This is a genomic window from Erythrobacter sp. NE805 (assembly GCF_046452355.1).
Taxonomy (GTDB): Bacteria; Pseudomonadota; Alphaproteobacteria; order Sphingomonadales; family Sphingomonadaceae; genus Erythrobacter.
Genome location: NZ_JBKFDI010000003.1, coordinates 13,906 through 30,492 on the forward strand (window position 1 = coordinate 13,906; position 16,587 = coordinate 30,492).

Annotated in this window: 18 protein-coding genes; 11 read left to right on the top strand and 7 right to left on the bottom strand. The window is 69.9% G+C overall.

Features of this window, described 5'->3' with window-relative positions:
• The first annotated feature begins 1 nt into the window (after nt 1).
• Nucleotides 2-169: a hypothetical protein gene (locus tag ACLBKU_RS11425; protein ID WP_410179683.1), complete on the top strand. Its 168-nt coding sequence runs from the start codon at nt 2-4 to the stop codon at nt 167-169.
• Here ACLBKU_RS11425 and ACLBKU_RS11430 read toward each other — a convergent pair.
• The 3 genes from ACLBKU_RS11430 to ACLBKU_RS11440 are packed head-to-tail and all read right to left on the bottom strand — an operon-like array spanning nt 166 to nt 3,484.
• Entirely contained in the window at nt 166-1,620 is a 1,455-nt protein-coding gene (locus ACLBKU_RS11430; protein WP_410179684.1) for a bifunctional 3-(3-hydroxy-phenyl)propionate/3-hydroxycinnamic acid hydroxylase, read from the bottom strand. The genes ACLBKU_RS11425 and ACLBKU_RS11430 overlap by 4 nt on opposite strands.
• 6 nt (nt 1,621-1,626) lie before the next feature.
• Nucleotides 1,627-2,469 carry a fumarylacetoacetate hydrolase family protein gene (locus ACLBKU_RS11435; protein ID WP_410179685.1) on the bottom strand — a complete coding sequence of 281 codons (843 nt, stop codon included), beginning with the start codon at nt 2,467-2,469 and terminating at the stop codon, nt 1,627-1,629.
• A 4-nt stretch (nt 2,470-2,473) separates the two neighbouring features.
• Nucleotides 2,474-3,484 (bottom strand): VOC family protein, encoded by a 1,011-nt coding sequence (locus ACLBKU_RS11440; protein ID WP_410179686.1) that lies wholly within the window; start codon nt 3,482-3,484, stop codon nt 2,474-2,476.
• A 101-nt stretch (nt 3,485-3,585) separates the two neighbouring features.
• Here ACLBKU_RS11440 and ACLBKU_RS11445 point away from each other — a divergent pair, with 101 nt between their 5' ends.
• Entirely contained in the window at nt 3,586-4,206 is a 621-nt protein-coding gene (locus ACLBKU_RS11445; RefSeq protein WP_410179687.1) for a TetR/AcrR family transcriptional regulator, read from the top strand.
• Here ACLBKU_RS11445 and ACLBKU_RS11450 read toward each other — a convergent pair.
• A complete protein-coding gene (locus ACLBKU_RS11450; protein WP_410179688.1) occupies nt 4,203-5,018 on the bottom strand; it encodes a hydroxyneurosporene dehydrogenase in 816 nt (271 codons plus the stop codon). The genes ACLBKU_RS11445 and ACLBKU_RS11450 overlap by 4 nt on opposite strands.
• 23 nt (nt 5,019-5,041) lie before the next feature.
• Nucleotides 5,042-6,610 carry a 1-hydroxycarotenoid 3,4-desaturase CrtD gene (gene crtD, locus ACLBKU_RS11455; RefSeq protein WP_410179689.1) on the bottom strand — a complete coding sequence of 523 codons (1,569 nt, stop codon included), beginning with the start codon at nt 6,608-6,610 and terminating at the stop codon, nt 5,042-5,044.
• 89 nt (nt 6,611-6,699) lie between these two features.
• On the opposite strand from crtD, the gene ACLBKU_RS11460 reads away from it, so the two are divergent.
• The 9 genes from ACLBKU_RS11460 to pufM all read left to right on the top strand — a co-directional run bounded on the left by ACLBKU_RS11460 (nt 6,700) and on the right by pufM (nt 15,367).
• Nucleotides 6,700-7,827 (top strand): methyltransferase, encoded by a 1,128-nt coding sequence (locus ACLBKU_RS11460; protein ID WP_410179690.1) that lies wholly within the window; start codon nt 6,700-6,702, stop codon nt 7,825-7,827.
• A 130-nt stretch (nt 7,828-7,957) separates the two neighbouring features.
• Nucleotides 7,958-8,905 carry a chlorophyll synthesis pathway protein BchC gene (gene bchC, locus ACLBKU_RS11465; RefSeq protein ID WP_410179691.1) on the top strand — a complete coding sequence of 316 codons (948 nt, stop codon included), beginning with the start codon at nt 7,958-7,960 and terminating at the stop codon, nt 8,903-8,905.
• Entirely contained in the window at nt 8,899-9,894 is a 996-nt protein-coding gene (locus ACLBKU_RS11470) for a chlorophyllide a reductase iron protein subunit X (protein WP_410179692.1), read from the top strand. The genes bchC and ACLBKU_RS11470 overlap by 7 nt, the downstream gene beginning before the upstream one ends.
• The gene (gene bchY, locus ACLBKU_RS11475; protein ID WP_410179693.1) at nt 9,891-11,426 is read left to right on the top strand and encodes a chlorophyllide a reductase subunit Y; all 1,536 of its coding nucleotides are present in this window, start codon (nt 9,891-9,893) and stop codon (nt 11,424-11,426) included. Before ACLBKU_RS11470 ends, bchY begins: the two co-directional genes overlap by 4 nt.
• The gene (bchZ, locus tag ACLBKU_RS11480) at nt 11,423-12,868 is read left to right on the top strand and encodes a chlorophyllide a reductase subunit Z (protein WP_410179694.1); all 1,446 of its coding nucleotides are present in this window, start codon (nt 11,423-11,425) and stop codon (nt 12,866-12,868) included. Before bchY ends, bchZ begins: the two co-directional genes overlap by 4 nt.
• Before the next feature lie 171 nt (nt 12,869-13,039).
• Nucleotides 13,040-13,180 carry a light-harvesting antenna LH1, beta subunit gene (gene pufB, locus ACLBKU_RS11485; RefSeq protein WP_410179695.1) on the top strand — a complete coding sequence of 47 codons (141 nt, stop codon included), beginning with the start codon at nt 13,040-13,042 and terminating at the stop codon, nt 13,178-13,180.
• A gap of 77 nt (nt 13,181-13,257) precedes the next feature.
• Nucleotides 13,258-13,452 carry a light-harvesting antenna LH1, alpha subunit gene (gene pufA, locus ACLBKU_RS11490; RefSeq protein WP_410179696.1) on the top strand — a complete coding sequence of 65 codons (195 nt, stop codon included), beginning with the start codon at nt 13,258-13,260 and terminating at the stop codon, nt 13,450-13,452.
• 101 nt (nt 13,453-13,553) lie between these two features.
• Nucleotides 13,554-14,378 (top strand): photosynthetic reaction center subunit L, encoded by an 825-nt coding sequence (gene pufL, locus ACLBKU_RS11495; protein ID WP_410179697.1) that lies wholly within the window; start codon nt 13,554-13,556, stop codon nt 14,376-14,378.
• A 14-nt stretch (nt 14,379-14,392) separates the two neighbouring features.
• Nucleotides 14,393-15,367: a photosynthetic reaction center subunit M gene (gene pufM / locus ACLBKU_RS11500; RefSeq protein ID WP_410179698.1), complete on the top strand. Its 975-nt coding sequence runs from the start codon at nt 14,393-14,395 to the stop codon at nt 15,365-15,367.
• Nucleotides 15,368-15,739: 372 nt separating this feature from the next.
• Here the strand turns inward: pufM and ACLBKU_RS11505 are convergent, their stop codons facing one another.
• Both ACLBKU_RS11505 and ACLBKU_RS11510 read right to left on the bottom strand, forming a co-directional pair.
• Entirely contained in the window at nt 15,740-16,009 is a 270-nt protein-coding gene (locus ACLBKU_RS11505; protein WP_410179699.1) for a hypothetical protein, read from the bottom strand.
• A gap of 43 nt (nt 16,010-16,052) precedes the next feature.
• Entirely contained in the window at nt 16,053-16,535 is a 483-nt protein-coding gene (locus tag ACLBKU_RS11510; RefSeq protein ID WP_410179700.1) for a TspO/MBR family protein, read from the bottom strand.
• Nucleotides 16,536-16,587 lie beyond the last annotated feature (52 nt).

The window sequence follows — 16,587 nt, forward strand, 5'->3', positions numbered from 1 at the left end:
GATGCACGGCGGGCAGTATGGCTGGATCGAGATCGCGCTGTTCTACGGCCTCGCGATCGGCTTCGGGCTCTGGCAGGTCGTGTCGATGGACCGCAAGCTGAAGAAGACCCGCGCCGAGGCCGCCGCCCGCGACGCGGCCGAGCGCGAGGGGACGCCGCCCGAGGGCTAAGCCCCGGCGAGCGCCGCCTGCCAGGCGCGGCCGAGCGCCTGCGCCGCTCCGGTCCCGAACACGTGCCGGTCGGGCCGGACCAGCACCGCCTCGGCCGCGTGCGCCGCGAGCCATTGCCCGAGTTCCTCCGCGAAGGGTGCGAGCCGCGAGGTGCCCAGATCCGCGCGGGCGATCGTCCACGCGCCCGACCCGAGCACGTCGTCGAGGCGCGTCCCGTCGGCGGCGATGCCTTGGGGAAAGTAGCTCCCCGCGCCCGGCGACCCTGCGAGGATCGCTCCCGCGGCGAGCGGCGGGTAGGCGGGCGGGCCGGAGGGCAGCTTGCCGAGCGCGCGGGCAAGGCCGAGCTTCGCGTCGCGCAGGGCGGCACCGAACCGGCTCGTGATGCACACCATCCGGCCCATCATCACCGCCATGTCGATGGTCGCGCGCAGGTTCGGCGCGCGCTCGGGCTGGTAGGTGTCGAGCAGCGCCGCCTCGCCCTCGCCCCGCGTCACGGCGGCGAGTTTCCACGCGAGGTTCGTCGCATCGCGCAGGCCCGAGCACAGGCCCTGCCCCGCGAAGGGCGGCGTCTGGTGCGCGGCGTCGCCTGCGAGCAGGATGCGCCCCTGCCGCCAGCTCCGCGCAATGCGGGCGCGAAAAGTGTAGACGGCGGTGCGCTCGATCCGCACCGCGCCCGCGACGTTCCACGGGGCCAGCAGGCGCTCGACGCTCTCGGGCGCGGCGATCGCCTCGGGGGTCTCGCCGGGCAGGATCATGAACTCCCAGCGGTGCCGCCCTTCGCCCATCATGACGCAGGTGGTGGGGCGCGCGGGGTCGCAGATCTGCAAGTTTGCCGCGGGCAGGCGCGCGGGATCGTCGACCAGCACGTCGACCACCAGCCAGGGCTCCTCGAAGCCGAGGTCCTCGAAGGCGATGCCGCAGGCCTTGCGCACCGGGCTGCGCGCCCCGTCCGCGCCGACCAGCCATCTGGCGGTGAGCAGGCGCTCGCCCTCGGGGGTGGCAAACTCGGCGGACACCCCCTCGTCCTCCTGTTCGAAGGCGAGCATCTCCCAGCCACTCCGCAACGCGCCCGGCGCGCGGTCGGCGAGCGCGGTCCGGAGCGCCGCCTCCACCGAGGGCTGGTGGATCATGTTGGCAATCGGCCAGCCGCCCGGGCCGATGCCGCTCGCGCCATCGAAGGCCATCAGCACGCGCCCGCGCGCGTTGCGGAACTCGTAGGCGTCGGCGCGGCGGCTGGTCGCCATCACCGCCTCGGCCGCGCCCGCCTCCTGGAGGATGCGCATTCCCTCGTGGTCGATGTGCGCCGCGCGCGGGAGCGGGAAGATCCGGGGCTCCTTCTCGGCGACGATCACGCTGACCCCGCGCGCGGCGAGCAGCGAGGCGAGCGTCACCCCGGTCGGCCCGCCGCCGACGATCAGCACGTCGCAGTCGAAGGCTCCCCCCGCCGCCATGGCGCGTCAGCCCTCGGCGACCATCGTGCCCTCGATGTGGCCGATGCTGTCGATCTCGGTGCGCACCACGTCGCCGGCCTTCAGGAACTGGCGCGGGTCCATCGCCGCGCCGATCCCGCCGGGAGTGCCGGTGAACAGGCAGTCGCCGGGCTCCAGCGTCATGCCGACCGAGAGGTGCTCGACCTGCGCCCAGACATTGTAGACGAGGTGCCGGGTGTTCGAGTTCTGCCGCTCCTCGCCGTTGACGAAGCAGCGGATGCCGAGGTCGTGCGGATCGCCGATCTCGTCGGCGGTGACGATCCACGGGCCCATCGGTGCGTGGGTGTCGAAGCTCTTGCCGAGCGACCATTGCGGCACGGCGTGCTGCCACATCCGCTCGGTGACGTCGTTGCCGACCGTGTAGCCGAAGATCGCCGCGGGTGCGTCGGCGGCGGCGATGTGCTTGCCGCCCTGGCCGATCACCGCGACGAGCTCGGCCTCGTAGTCCGGGGTCATGGTGCCGCGGGCGATCAGGATCGGATCGTAGGGGCCGTTGACCGAGGTCTGCGCCTTGGTGAACCACACCTGCCGCTCGGGCGTGCCGAGGCCGCTTTCGGCGATGTGGTCGGCGTAGTTGAGGCCGATCGCGAAGATCTTGCCGGGGCGCGGGACGGGGGCCTCGAGCTTCACCTCGGCGAGCGGGATCGCGCCGTCGCCGATCGCTGCCTTGGCTTCGAGGCCGGGCTTCAAGCTCTCCCAGTCGCGGATCAGGTCGATCATCGTGCCGGGGACGCCGGTCGGGACGACGGTCTCGCCGACGACGATCCCGGTGCGGGTGTGGCCCTCGTGGGTGAAAGTGCAGAGCTTCATGGGGTCAGGCTTCCTTGGGGGTGCGGGAGAAGAGGCGCTTGATGCGCAGTTGCAGGGCGGTGATCCAGGCGACGAGGCCGGGGGGCGGGGCGAGCTTGCCGGCGAACATCGGGTGCGGGGCGCCCCATTGCACGGCGAGCAGCGCCTGCATGGTCTGCTTGGCCGGCGGGTCGGCGGCGGTGAACAGGTCGCCGTCGGTCCAGTGCTCGAGCTCGTTGCCGAAGGGGTCCTTCCAGTAGTCGAAGATCTGGCTGCCCATGATGTGCCGCCCGACTCCCCATGCGGCCTCACGGCTTCGGGCCTTCAGCCACTCATGGCCGCACATCAGGTCATCGAGGCTCTCGACCTCGAAGGCGGCGTGGAGCAGGCCGAGGGGGCCGGGGAGCTGGGCGAGGAAGATGGTGTGGTGGTCGGAGGGCAGATCGCCCCGGTCGCAGCGCATGAAAGCACCGAGCGGCACGCCCGGCGCGGCCTCGATCTCGTCCGAGGTGAGGAACCCGAAACGCTCTTTCCACCAGGCCTCGGAGCGACGGAAGTCGCTGACCTTGAGCACCGCGTGGCCGATGCGGCGGACATGCGCGGGGGCGGGCGCGAGGCGGATGGTCTCGCGCTGGCGCGGCTTGGCGGCGGCGGAGTTGAAGCGCGGCGCGGCGCAGGGCGCGGGCGCGTCGCACGCCTGCCCGGCGATGACCTCGATACAGTAGCCGTCGGGATCGGTGAGGCGCACCACCATGGCGCCGCCCGGGTCATTCAGCGGCGCGACGGCAACGCCTTCGTGCGCGGCGAGGCGTTCGAGATCGGCGATGCTGGCGGCGCGCAAGCCCACGGCGAGGAACTTCGCATCGCCGCGCTCGGTCACGTGAACGAAGGGGCGCCCGTCGCTCCCGGCGCCGTAAAGCCGCCCGCGGGCCTCATAGCAGACGAGGCCGAAATCCTCGAGGAAGCCGCGCATCAGAGCGAAGTCGGGCGCGGCGAAGCGGACATGGGCAATGTCCTCGACCTTGATGATGGCCACGATCCCCTCCTCCTGTCCGACTTTTCGATTTGCGCCGAATCAATTCTGACTATTTGGTCAAGTAACTTGAAAATGACCGATCGGTCAAGTATGCGGAAACGATGGTCGCCGCCCGCTCCCCCTCCCCGCGCACCCGCCGCACCCGCGACGCGCTGCTCGCCGCCGGGCTCGACCTGATGGTCGACCGCCCCATCGACGCCATCGCCATCGACGAGCTGGTCGCCCGCGCCGGCGTCGCCAAGGGGAGCTTCTTCAACCACTTCGTCGACAAGCACGGCTTCGCCTCGGCGGTCGCGGCGATGGTCCGGCTCGAGGTCGAGGCCGAGGTCGCGCGCGCCAATGCGGGGATCGCCGATCCGGTCGCGCGGATCGCCGGGGGGATGGTGGTGGTCGCCCGCTTCGCCCTCGCCGACCCGCGCCGCACCGCGGTGCTGCTGCGCGCGCAGGAGCCCGCCACCAGCCAGACCCACCCATTGAACCGCGGCCTCAAGGGCGACATCGAGGCCGCGCTCGCCGCCGGCCTGCTGCGCCCCGAGGCGCGGGAGATGGGGGTGACGCACTGGCTGGGCCTGTGCCTCGTGCTCGCCGCGCACCTCATCGTCACCGCCCCGAGCCGCGAGGAGGCCGAGAAGGCGCTTGCCGACATGCTGGTGCTCGGCCTCACCGGCCTCGGCGTGCCCGCCGAGCGTGCCGCCGCGATCGCCTGGGAGGCCCGCCTTTAGGCCCTCTTGCGGGGCATCCGGTAGGGCAGCATGAACTGCACGGGCCGCGAGGAGAAGCGCCGCATGTCGAGGCTCTCCTGCACCGCCACCACCTCCTCGCCGAGGAAGCGCGAGGCAAGCTCGGAGCGCGCGTAGAAGGGCGTGTCCTCCCAGGTCCGCCGCACTGCCGCGACCCCGATATCCGAGCGCGTCCGCCGCTCGATCCGCCATGCGCTCTTCGGCAGGCGCGCGATCGGCGGCAGCTCGACCGGCTCGGGCACGCCCTTCGCATCGAACCTGAGCGCGCTGGCGAACAGCGATCCGTCACCGCGTTCGCCCTCGTAGCACACCAGTGCGCCCTGCCTGAGATGCGCGCGCGACCAGTGCCAGGTGTTGAAGCCGGTCTCCAGCGGCTCGGCCCCGCGGTTGTGGTCGAGATAGGCTTTGCCGCTCCACGACAGCCCCGGCGAGGTCATCTCGACCTCGATCCGCGCGCACGGCGCAAGGCAATGCCAGATGTGCTTCTCCGCCGGATCGAGCGCGAAGGCGGCGCGGTTGAGGATCTCCGGGATCACCCGCACGCGCCCCACCACTCTCCTCTGCCAGGGCACGAACAGCCGGGTGTCGCCTTCGTGGATGTCGATGACGAGTTCCCCGCCCTCCCAGCGCACGCTGCTCGGTCCGATGGCGAGGTTCGCCGCATCACGCGCGACCGCGCCGCGCGGGCGCTCGGTCATCACCCAGCGGTGCTGCGGCCCATAGAGCGCGACATTCAGAGCGCAGTGGTCGAGCGGATCGCCCCGACCGCTCCGCTTGTAATAGGGCGAGAACACCGAGCCCAGGAAGGCGATGATCGTCAGCCCGTGCTGCCCGTCGTCGCTGATCGCGTCGACATACCACCAGGAATAGCCACCCGCGGGGATCGCCTCGTCGAAGCGAGGTCCTTCGCGATCACTCGCGCGGCCAGCTGCCCGGACAAGGCTGCCATGGGGACGCCGGCCGCCGGATGGGTCGCCCCGCCCGTGCAGTAGAGACCGGGGAGCCGCGTCCGGGGCCCCTGCCGCTGGAAGGAGGCCGCCCAGCCGTGCGACGCTCTGCCATAGAGCGCGCCCCCCGTGGCCGGGAACAGCTGCTCCCAGTCCTGCGGGGTCATGAGCCGATGCGGCAGCGGGTCCTCGAGCGCGAGGCCGCAGCGTCTCAGCGTGGCGATCATGGCCTGCGTGCATTGCTCTCTCTCCTCGGGCGAATAGGCGTGGACGTCCCCGTCGGCGGGCGCGTTGACGATGATCTGGAGGCGCTCGCGCGCGCCGGGCGGCGGGGCCGGGTCGGACAGGCGCGCGCCGCGGTCGATGGCGCAGACGTAGACCGTGGGCTCGGACGGGGTCCGGCCCGCGGCGATCTCGCGGAACTCGCGGGCATAATCGCGCGAGAAGAAGACGTTGTGGTGGGTGAGCTCGAAGCCTCGGGTGCGGGTGTGGGCGTACCAGACCAGCGCCGACAGCGAACGCCGCCCGGGCGGGATCGCCGGCACCGCGCGGCGGACCTCGGTCCCGAAGCGCCCGGTGGCGAGCGCCGACGGGTCGGCGTTGCAGATGACGATGTCGGCGGGAATCACCTCGCCGCTCGCGAGCCGGACGCCGCTCGCACGGCCGTTGGTGGCGAGCACCTCGGCAACGGGTGCATTGGTCCGAACCCTTGCGCCCTGCCCCTCGGCGAGGCCCGCGAGCGCCTTCGCCAGCGCGTGGATGCCACCCTCGATCAGCCACACCCCCATCGCCTCGACATGAGCGATAAGCATCAGCGTTGCGGGCGCGGCGAAGGGGGAGGAGCCGCAATAGGTCGCATAGCGCCCGAACAGCTGCTGGAGGCGCGGGTCGGCGAAGTGCTCACCGAGCGCGCGCCACATCCCGTCGAAGGGCCGCATCGCGAGCATCTCGGGCAGGCGCGCGAGCCCGATCCGCCGCATCATCGGGAACGGCGTCGAGGCCTTGTCGCCGCGCAGGAAGGGCTCCTCGAGCACCCTGAAGATGCGCGCGGCCTCGGCGGCGAAGGCGCGGTAGCCCGCCGACGCCTCGGCACCGGCGAAGGCGCCGACCGCCTCCACGCTCGCCTCGCGGTCGGCGAAGAGGTCGAGCGTGCCCCTGTCGTCCCAGGCGTGGCGGGCGAGCACCTCGGCGCGGGTGACCTTGACATGATCCTCGAGCCGCGCGCCGCACGCGGCGAAGACCTCGTCGAAGACCGCGCGGTAGGTGAAGACCGTGGGCCCGCCGTCGATCGCAGCGCCGTCAACCGCGACGCGGCGCGCCTTGCCGCCGACCCAGGCCTCCTTCTCGAGAACGGTGACCTCGGCCCCGCGCGCGGCGAGGAGCGCGGCGCTGGTCAGCCCCCCGATCCCGGCTCCGATCACGGCGACTCGCACGTTCACTCGCCTCGCTCCCGTCAATCCCCGTTTATCATTGACCTTACGCCTCTATCTGTCCAATCATTTAGACATATGGCGTGTAAGGCACCTTGATGATGCGGCGGCGGGATCGCGTCCGGATCGGCTACGCCCGGCGCCGCAACCGGCTCTTCGCCGATCCCCGCTTCCAGCACTGGGCCGCGCGCCTGCCGCTGATCCGCTGGATCGCGAGAAGCCGCGCCAACGGGGCTTTCGACCTGCTCGCGGGCTTCGCCTATTCGCAGGTGCTGCGCGCCTGGGTGGAGGGCGGTCTGTTCGCGGTGTTGCAGGACGGGCCGCTGCCCCCTGCCGCGGTGGCCGCGCGGATGGACCTCACGGAAGAAGCCGCGCTAACCCTCCTGCGCGCCGGCTGGGCGCTGATGCTCGCCGAGGAGCCTGCCCCCGGCCTGTGGATGCTCGGCGAGCAAGGCGCTGTTTTCGCGAGCAATCCCGGCGTGCAGGCGATGGTCCGACACCACCGGTTGCTCTATGCCGACCTCGCCGATCCGCTGGCGCTCCTGAGGGCAGATCGCCGCGAGCCGACCGCCCTGTCGCGCTTCTGGACCTATGCGGGCGCGCTCCACGGCGCGGCGGAGCGGGGGGTGGAGACAGCGGAGTATTCGCAGCTGATGGCCGCCTCGCAGCACTTTGTCGCGGACGAGGTGCTCGCCTCGGTGAGCTTCCGGGGCGCCCGGCGGCTGCTCGACGTCGGCGGCGGGCACGGCGCATTCCTGCGCGCGATCGGCACCGCGCACCCGCACCTCGCGCTCGGCCTGTTCGACCTGCCCGAAGTCGCGGCAACCGGCGCGAGGCTCCTCGGCGAGGCGCTCGGGCCGCAGCGGGTCACCGCTCATCCGGGAAACTTCTTCAAGGATTCCATACCACAAGGCTACGACATGGTGTCGCTGATCCGGATCCTCCACGATCACGACGACGGCCCCGCACAGGCGCTGCTCGCCAACATCCGCGCCAGCCTCGCGCCCGGCGCGCAGCTGCTGATCGCCGAGCCGATGGCGCGGATCCCCGGGCTAGAGCCGATGGGGGAGGCCTTCTTCGGCCTCTACCTCTGGGCGATGGGCTCGGGCCGTCCGCGCAGCCCGGGGGAGATCACCGCGATGCTCACCGCCGCCGGTTTCGCCCGCGTTCGGATCGTCGCAACAGCGCAACCGGTCAACGCAAGCGTCGTCCTCGCCACCGCCTGAGCATAAATTGTCCAAGTTGTTTGACAGTCAGATGCGTAAAGCGTAGCAAACAGATGGGAGAACGCATTATCGGACTTCTGAGTCGGCGTTCGCGTCGGCGGAATCCGAGAAATCGGAAGAGAGCGCAGCGATGAACACCCTGGCCGTCATCCTCGAAGCACCGGAGCGCCTCGCGCTTCGCTCGCTCGAGATGAAGGCACTGGAGCCCGCCGACGTTCTCGTCGAAATCGCGTTCAGCGGGATCAGCACCGGGACCGAGAAGCTGCTCTGGTCGGGCCGGATGCCGCCCTTCCCGGGCCTCGGCTACCCGCTCGTCCCCGGATACGAATCCGTCGGCCGGATCGTCGACGCCGGGCCCGAGGCGCGGGCCCGGGTCGGCGACTGGGTCTTCGTCCCCGGCGCCAATTGCTACACCGACGCGCGCGGCCTGTTCGGCGGCACGGCGCGTCGGGTGATCGTGCCGTCGGCGCGGGCGCTGCCGATCCCTGAGCACCTCGGCGAGGCCGGGGTGCTGTGCGCGCTCGCGGCGACGGCGCTCCACGCCATCAAGGGCGGGTTCGCCCGGCGCGAGGCGCTGCCCGACCTCATCATCGGCCACGGCGTCCTCGGCCGCCTGCTCGCCCGACTGACGCTGGCCCTGGGCGGCGCCGCGCCGACCGTGTGGGAACTGAGCCCCGCCCGCCGCCACGGCGCGGTCGGCTACGAAGTGATCGACCCCACCACCGACGAGCGGCGCGACTACCACGCGATCTACGATGCGAGCGGCGATGCCGGCCTCATCGACGATCTCGTCATGCGCCTCGCCAAGGGCGGCGAGATCGTGCTCGCGGGCTTCTATTCCGAGCGGGTCAGCTTCGCCTTCCCCGCCGCCTTCATGCGCGAGGCGCATTTCCGCGTCGCCGCCGAATGGCAGCCCGGCGACCTCGCCGAAACGCGCGCGCTGATCGAATGCGGGAGGCTCGACCTCAGGGGCCTCGTCACCAACCGGCGCCCCGCCGGCGAGGCGCTCGACGCCTACCCCCAGGCCTTCACCGATCCCGATTGTCTCAAGATGGTTCTCGATTGGAGCGAATGCTGATGTCCGTGCTCGACACCCAGACTGCCCAATTGCGCGAAGAAGCGAGCGTCGAGCCCGATCCGGTCCACACCGGCGAGGTCAGGAGCGAGACCCAGGTCATCGCCATCTACGGCAAGGGCGGCAGCGGCAAGAGCTTCGCGCTCGCCAACTTGAGCTACATGATGGCCCAGCAGGGCAAGCGCGTGCTGCTGATCGGCTGCGATCCCAAGTCCGACACCACCAGCCTGCTGTTCGGCGGCAAGGCGACGCCCTCGATCATTGAGACCTCCTCGAAGAAGAAGCTCGCCGGCGAGGAGGTGCGCATCGAGGACGTGTGCTTCCAGCGCGACGGCGTCTTCGCGATGGAACTCGGCGGCCCCGAAGTCGGGCGCGGCTGCGGCGGGCGCGGAATCATCCACGGCTTCGAGACGCTCGAGAAGCTCGGCTTCCACGAGTGGGGCTTCGACTACGTGCTGCTCGATTTCCTCGGCGACGTGGTGTGCGGCGGCTTCGGCCTGCCGATCGCGCGCGACATGTGCCAGAAGGTGATCGTGGTCGGCTCGAACGACCTCCAGTCGCTCTATGTCGCCAACAACGTGTGCCACGCGGTCGAATATTTCCGCAAGATGGGCGGTAACGTCGGCGTCGCGGGCATGATCGTCAACAAGGACGACGGCACGGGCGAGGCCCATGCGTTCGCCGAGGCGGTGGGCATTCCGGTGCTGACCGCGATCCCCGCCAACGAGGACATCCGCCGCAAGAGCGCCAATTACCAGATCGTCGGCAAGCCCGGCGGCGAATGGGCGAGCCTCTTCGAGGAGCTCGCGACCAACGTCGCCGAGGCCCCGCCGCTGCGCCCCAACCCGCTCGATCAGGACGGGCTCCTCGGCCTGTTCAGCGCCGATGTGGTCGGCGGCAATGTCGAGCTCGTCCCCGCCACCCAGGCCGACATGCGCGGCGGCGTGTTCGAAACCCGCCCCAGCCTCGAAGTGATCTACGACGAGGCATGAGCGAACACGGCGCCTTTGACGCACCGCGCGCACCCGATCGGATCGACCTTGCGTCGACCCCGGCGGAGGGCGGCGCCTGCGCGTCGAAGGACACGATGATCGAGGCCGCGCGCGCGGCGGGCAAGAGCGAGATCCTCGACCAGTATGCCGCCGACTATCCGGTCGGGCCGCATGACCAGCCGCAGTCGATGTGCCCCGCCTTCGGGAGCCTGCGGGTGGGCCTGAGAATGCGGCGCACCGCGACCGTGCTCTCGGGCTCGGCCTGCTGCGTCTATGGCCTCACCTTCACCTCGCACTTCTACGGCGCGCGGCGGACGGTGGGCTACGTGCCCTTCTCCTCCGAGACGCTCGTCACCGGCAAGCTGTTCGAGGACATCAAGGAAGCGGTCGAGGGTCTCGCCGACCCGGACGCTTACGACGCGATCGTCGTCACCAATCTTTGCGTCCCCACCGCGAGCGGCGTGCCGCTCAGACTTCTCAAGAAGCAGATCAACGGGGTGCGGATCATCGGCATCGACGTCCCCGGCTTCGGCATCCCGACGCACGCCGAGGCGAAGGACGTGCTGGCGGGCGCGATGCTGCAATATGCCCGCGAGGAGGTCATGGCAGGCCCCGTCGCCGCCCCGCGCGAGCGTTCGGACAAGCCGACCGTCGCGCTGCTCGGCGAGATGTTCCCGGCCGATCCGGTGGTCATCGGCCAGATGCTCGCGCCCCTCGGCCTTACCGCAGGGCCGGTCGTCCCGACCCGCGAATGGCGCGAGCTCTATGCCGCACTCGACTGCGCGGTGGTCGCCGCGATCCACCCATTCTACACTGCCAGCATCCGCGAATTCGAAGCCGCCGGACGCCCGGTGATCGGCTCGGCGCCGGTCGGGGCCGACGGCACCGCCGCCTGGCTGCAATCGCTGGGCGACGTCATGGGGCTACCCCAGGCCCAGGTCGACGGCGTCAAGAACGCGATGATCGGCGCCTGCCGCGGCGCTTTGTCGAAGATGCCGATCAAGGGCCGGATCACCGTCTCGGGCTACGAGGGCTCGGAGCTGCTCGTCGCCCGCCTGCTGGTCGAGAGCGGCGCCGATGTGCGCTATGTCGGCTCGGCCTGCCCGCGCACCAGGTGGTCGGACGCCGACCGCGAATGGCTCGAGGCGCGCGGCGTGCAGGTGCAGTTCCGCGCGAGCCTCGAGCAGGACATCGCCGCTCTCGAGGAATACCGCCCCGACCTCGCGATCGGCACCACCCCGGTGGTGCAGCACGCCAAGCAGCGCGCCAATCCGGCGCTCTACTTCACCAACCTCATCTCCGCGCGGCCCCTGATGGGCCCGGCGGGCGCGGGCAGCCTTGCGACCGTGATCAACGCCGCGATGGGCAACAAGGCGCGCTTCGACGCGATGCGCGACTTCTTCGAGGGCGTCGGCACCGAGCATGCCGCGGGCGTGTGGGAAGACTTGCCCGTCGACCGGCCGAAGTTCCGCAAGAAATACGCGGCCCTCAACGAAGCGGCGCGCAAGGCGTCGGAGGCGGTGGGATCATGACCCTCGTCCTCGATCACGACAGGGCCGGCGGCTACTGGGGCGCGACCTACGTCTTCACCGCGGTGAAGGGGTTGCAGGTCATCATCGACGGGCCCGTCGGCTGCGAGAACCTGCCCGTCACATCCGTCCTCCACTACACCGACGCCCTGCCTCCGCACGAGCTGCCGATCGTCGTCACCGGCCTGGGCGAGGAGGAGCTCGGCAAGACCGGCACCGAGGGCGCGATGAAGCGCGCCTGGCAGACGCTCGACACCGAGCTGCCCGCGGTGGTCGTCACCGGCTCGATCGCCGAGATGATCGGCGGCGGCGTCACGCCCGAGGGCACCAACATCAAGCGCTTCCTGCCGCGCACCATCGACGAGGACCAGTGGCAGTCGGCCGACCGCGCGCTGACCTGGCTGTGGACCGAGTTCGGCCCCAAGAAGCTCCCCGAGAAGCGCGAGCGCAAGGACGGCGAGAAGCCGCGGGTCAACATCATCGGGCCCTCCTATGGCATGTTCAACATGCCCTCGGACCTCGCCGAGATCCGCCGCCTCGTCGAAGGCATCGGCGCCGAGGTCGGCATGGTCTTCCCGTTGGGCAGCCACCTCGCCGACATCCGCGACCTTGCGACCTCGGACGCCAACGTCTGCATGTACCGCGAGTTCGGCCGCAACCTGTGCGAGACATTGGAGCGGCCCTATTTCCAGGCCCCCGTCGGCCTGTCGCAGACCACCAAGTTCCTGCGCGCGCTCGGCGCCGAGCTCGGCCTCGACCCCGAGCCCTTCATCGAGCGCGAGAAGCACACCACCATCAAGCCGCTCTGGGACCTGTGGCGCTCGGTCACCCAGGACTTCTTCGGCACCGCAAGCTTCGGGATCGTCGCGAACGAGACCTATGCGAGGGGCATCCGCCACTTTCTCGAGGACGACATGGGCCTCCCCTGCAACTTCGCGTTCTCGCGGTGCGCCGGGGTCAAGCCGAAGAACGACGAGGTGCGCGCCGCGATCCATGCGAGCCCGCCGCTGGTCATGTTCGGCAGCTACAACGAGCGCATGTACATGGCCGAATGCGGGGCGCGGGGGATGTACATCCCGGCGAGCTTCCCGGGCGCGGCGATCCGCCGCCACACCGGCACGCCCTTCATGGGCTATGCGGGCGCGACCTACCTCGTGCAGGAGGTGTGCAATGCGCTGTTCGACGCGCTGTTCCACATCCTCCCGCTCGCGACCGACATGGACAAGGTCGAGCCGACGCCCGCCAGGGCCGACGCGCCCTTGATCTGGGACAAGGACGCCAAGGCGCGGCTCGATAGCCTGGTCGAGGCCCAGCCGGTGCTGATCCGCATCTCCGCCGCCAAGCGGTTGCGCGATGCGGCCGAGCGGACCGCGCGCCGGCGCGGCACGGACGAAGTCACGGCGGACTGCCTCGATGAGGCGCTGCTCGAAGGCGCGGGAGCATGACGACGATGCTGTCTCGCACCACCAGATTGTCGCCGCAGCGGAAGCCTTCCGCGGCGGCACAAGCCCATGCCCCCGGCGAGGGGGCTCTCCAATCCACGTGGGGGATCACGCGGGGATGCCGACGGGGGCCTTCGGGACCCCATTCACACCCAACTGAACGGAGACAACCCAATGAATGAACGCATCGGGACTCACCTGACGCCCGAAGAGGCTCAGGAAATCCACAAGGGGTTCATGGGGACCTTCACCCTTTACGTGGTGATCGCTCTCGTGGCTCACGCCCTGCTGTGGGCCTACAAGCCCTGGCTCTGAGCCCGGCTTGACCCGGCGCGGTCCGCTGTTCGCGGGCAGCGCAACATCCTGATCGGTTTCACGAAAGGAATTTTCCCATGTGGAGAATCTGGTTCTATTTTGACATCCGCCGCGTGCTCGTGGCCCTGCATGTGGGCCTCGCTGTGCTGGCCTTCACCATCCACTTCATCCTGCTCAGCACGGATCGCTACAACTGGCTCGAGCGCGCTCCCGGCGCACCCGCTCCGGCCCAGGCGCACGTGGAATCGTCGGAAGCTCCGGCAGCGACCTGACGCGTCTCGAAAATGTGAGGGGGCAGGTTCGCCTGCCTGCCTCCTGACACTCTCGTCGAACAACTCATGAAACCCGCCCTCGTGGCGGGGAGGATGGACCTATGGCGCTCCTTAGTTTCGAGCGGAAATACCGCGTCCGCGGCGGCACATTGATCGGCGGCGACCTTTTCGACTTCTGGGTCGGGCCGTTTTATGTCGGATTCTTTGGAGTGACGACGGCAATCAGCGCGCTGCTTGGCACCGCGCTGATCTTCGCCGCCGCGACACAGGGCCCGACCCTCAACCCCTGGCTGATCTCGATCAACCCGCCGCCGGTCGAATACGGCCTCAGCCTCGCGCCCCTGAAGCAGGGCGGCTACTGGCAGATCATCACCTGCTGCGCCGTCATCGCCTTCGGCTCCTGGGTGCTGCGGCAGGCGGAGATCTCGCGCAAGCTCGGCATGGCATACCATGTGCCGATCGCCTTCAGCGTCGCGGTCTTGGCCTATGTCACGCTCAACGTCATCCGTCCGCTGCTGATGGGCGCGTGGGGCAACGGCTTCCCCTACGGGATCTGGACCCACCTCGAGTGGGTGTCGAACGTCGGCTACGCCTTCGGCAACTTCCACTACAACCCCGTGCACATGCTCGCGATCAGCTTCTTCTTCACGAACTGTCTCGCGCTCGCGCTGCACGGCGGCCTGGTCTTGTCGGCGGTCAACCCGAGCGGGGGCACCGACGTCAAGTCGCCCGAATACGAAGACACCTATTTCCGTGACTTCATCGGCTATTCGGTCGGCACGCTCGGCATCCACCGGGTGGGGCTCTTCCTCGCGCTTTCCGCCGCGTTCTGGAGCGCCGTCTGCATCGTCATCTCCGGCACTCTGTATGTCGGCAGCTGGATCGAATTCTGGGATTTCTGGAAGAAGATCCCGATCTGGTCGTAAGGAGCACCTGAAACATGGCGACTTATCAGAACATCTTCACGCAGGTTCAGGTCAAGGGGCCGCCCGAGATGGGCGTTCCCCTGGCCCCTGAGGAAGACATCCGCATCCCCTTCACCGGGCACACCTACTGGTTCGGCAAGATCGGGCAGGCCCAGTGGGGGCCGATCTACCTCGGCTGGACGGGCATGCTCAGCCTCGCCTTCGGCACGCTGGCGATCCTCATCATCGGCCTCAATTTCTGGGCCCAGGCCGGGTGGAGCCCGCAGACCTTCATGCGCGAGTTCTTCTGGCTCACGCTGAACCCTCCGGGGCCGGAATACGGCTTCAGCCCCTTCGTGCCGCTGAAGGAAGGCGGCTGGTGGATCCTCGCCGGCTTCTCGCTGACCGTCTCGATCCTGCTGTGGTGGGTGCGCACCTATCGCCGGGCCAAGGCGCTCGGCATGGGCATGCACATCCCCTGGGCCTTCGCGAGCGCGATCTGGCTTTACCTGGTGCTCGGCTTCATCCGGCCGATGCTGCTCGGCCAGTGGTCGGAAGCGGTGCCCTTCGGGATCTTCAGCCACCTCGACTGGACCAACAACTTCTCGCTCACCTACGGGAACCTGTTCTACAACCCCTTCCACGCGCTCTCGATCGTCTTCCTCTACGGGTCGGCGGTGCTGTTCGCGATGCACGGGGCGACGATCCTGGCGCTCGGTCGCTACGGCGGGGAACGCGAGATCGAACAGATCACCGACCGCGGGACCGCCGCCGAGCGCGGCGCGCTGTTCTGGCGCTGGGTGATGGGCTTCAATGCCTCGTTCGAATCGATCCACCGCTGGGCCTGGTGGTTCGCGGTGCTGACCACGCTCACCGGCGGGATCGGCATCCTCTTGACCGGCACGGTGGTCGACAACTGGTACCTTTGGGCACAGGAGCATCACTATGCTCCCGACACCATCAACTACGACCCGACCGGAGCGGCCCAGGCCTCCGCCGGCAACAAGTAGGGGCGCAAGCGAGCCGGGCGGCGGCGTCCGGCTCCACCGCGCACATTTCGGACCCGGCCGGGCGCGAGCCCGGCCGGGTTTTCCTTTGCGCTGGCCGGACGCGGAGCGGGGGCAAGCGGGCGAGCTCCCTGGGCGGGGACGGAGGGGCGCTCGAGCGTCGGGGGAGGCCTCTCGCCCCACCTTGAGGTCCCTGCCCCTGCGCAAGGGGCCTCGCCAGACGATCATGGCACGACCCCGCACCCGATGATGGCCCCGGGATCACGCGTGATGGAGAGCGGGAGGGGGCGCTCGGCTTCGCCTTCGCGCTCCCGTTTGGTTGCCCGGAGCGGCCGGGACCTCCGACGCCTCCGCCGCGCGCCTCTCCTCGCGCGCTCAGCCCTTCAGCCGCGCGCGCAGGTCCATGAGGTGAAGCGGCAGCGAGGCCGCGAGCGGCGGGGCGATCCACCACCACGCCGCCCCCGTCAGCGCAGCCCTCAGCCCGAGGACGATCAGCGCCGCGGGGCCGAGCAGCCCGGCGATCGCGCCCCAGCGCCAGCCCCGGCCCCAGCGCAGCCACGCGCCCTCCACGGCGAGCACGGCGAGGATCACGTCGGCCGCGTGGCCGGCCTCGAAAAGCAGTGCGATGAGGCCCTGGCCGGCCAAGCGCGCGTCCCCGCCCCCGCTCTCGCCCGGCGCCCCGCCGGCCTCAGCCGAAGGGCGCGTTGAGCTGGACCACCGCCCAGTTGAGCGCGCCTGCGAAGCTCACCCAGCCGAGATAGGGCACCAGCAGCAGCGCGGCGCTCCGCGAGAAGCGTGCGGCATAGACCATGATCGCGAGGATCGAGGCCCACAGCAGCACCACCTCGACGAAGGCCCAGTCGGGGCGCTGGAAGCGGAAGAACAGGATCGACCAGGTGATGTTGAGGAAGCCGTTGAGGGCGAACAGCCCGATCACCCACTCGGCCTCGGCGCTGGTCCGGGCGGCGCGCCAGGCGGTGATCGCCGAGACGGTGATGAGCGCGTAGATCGCCGTCCAGCCCATCGGGAAGACGACGTCGGGCGGGTTCCACTCGGGCTTGGCGAGCCCCTGATACCACGGGCCGAGGTCGGTGACGGTCGCGCCCAAGGCTGCGACGCAGACCGCCGCGACGGTCGCGACGGCGACCGGGATGATCATCATCGGCTTCATGAAGGCGGGTCTAGGACCCGTCCGGCGGGCCTGCAACCCGGATGCGCGGCGC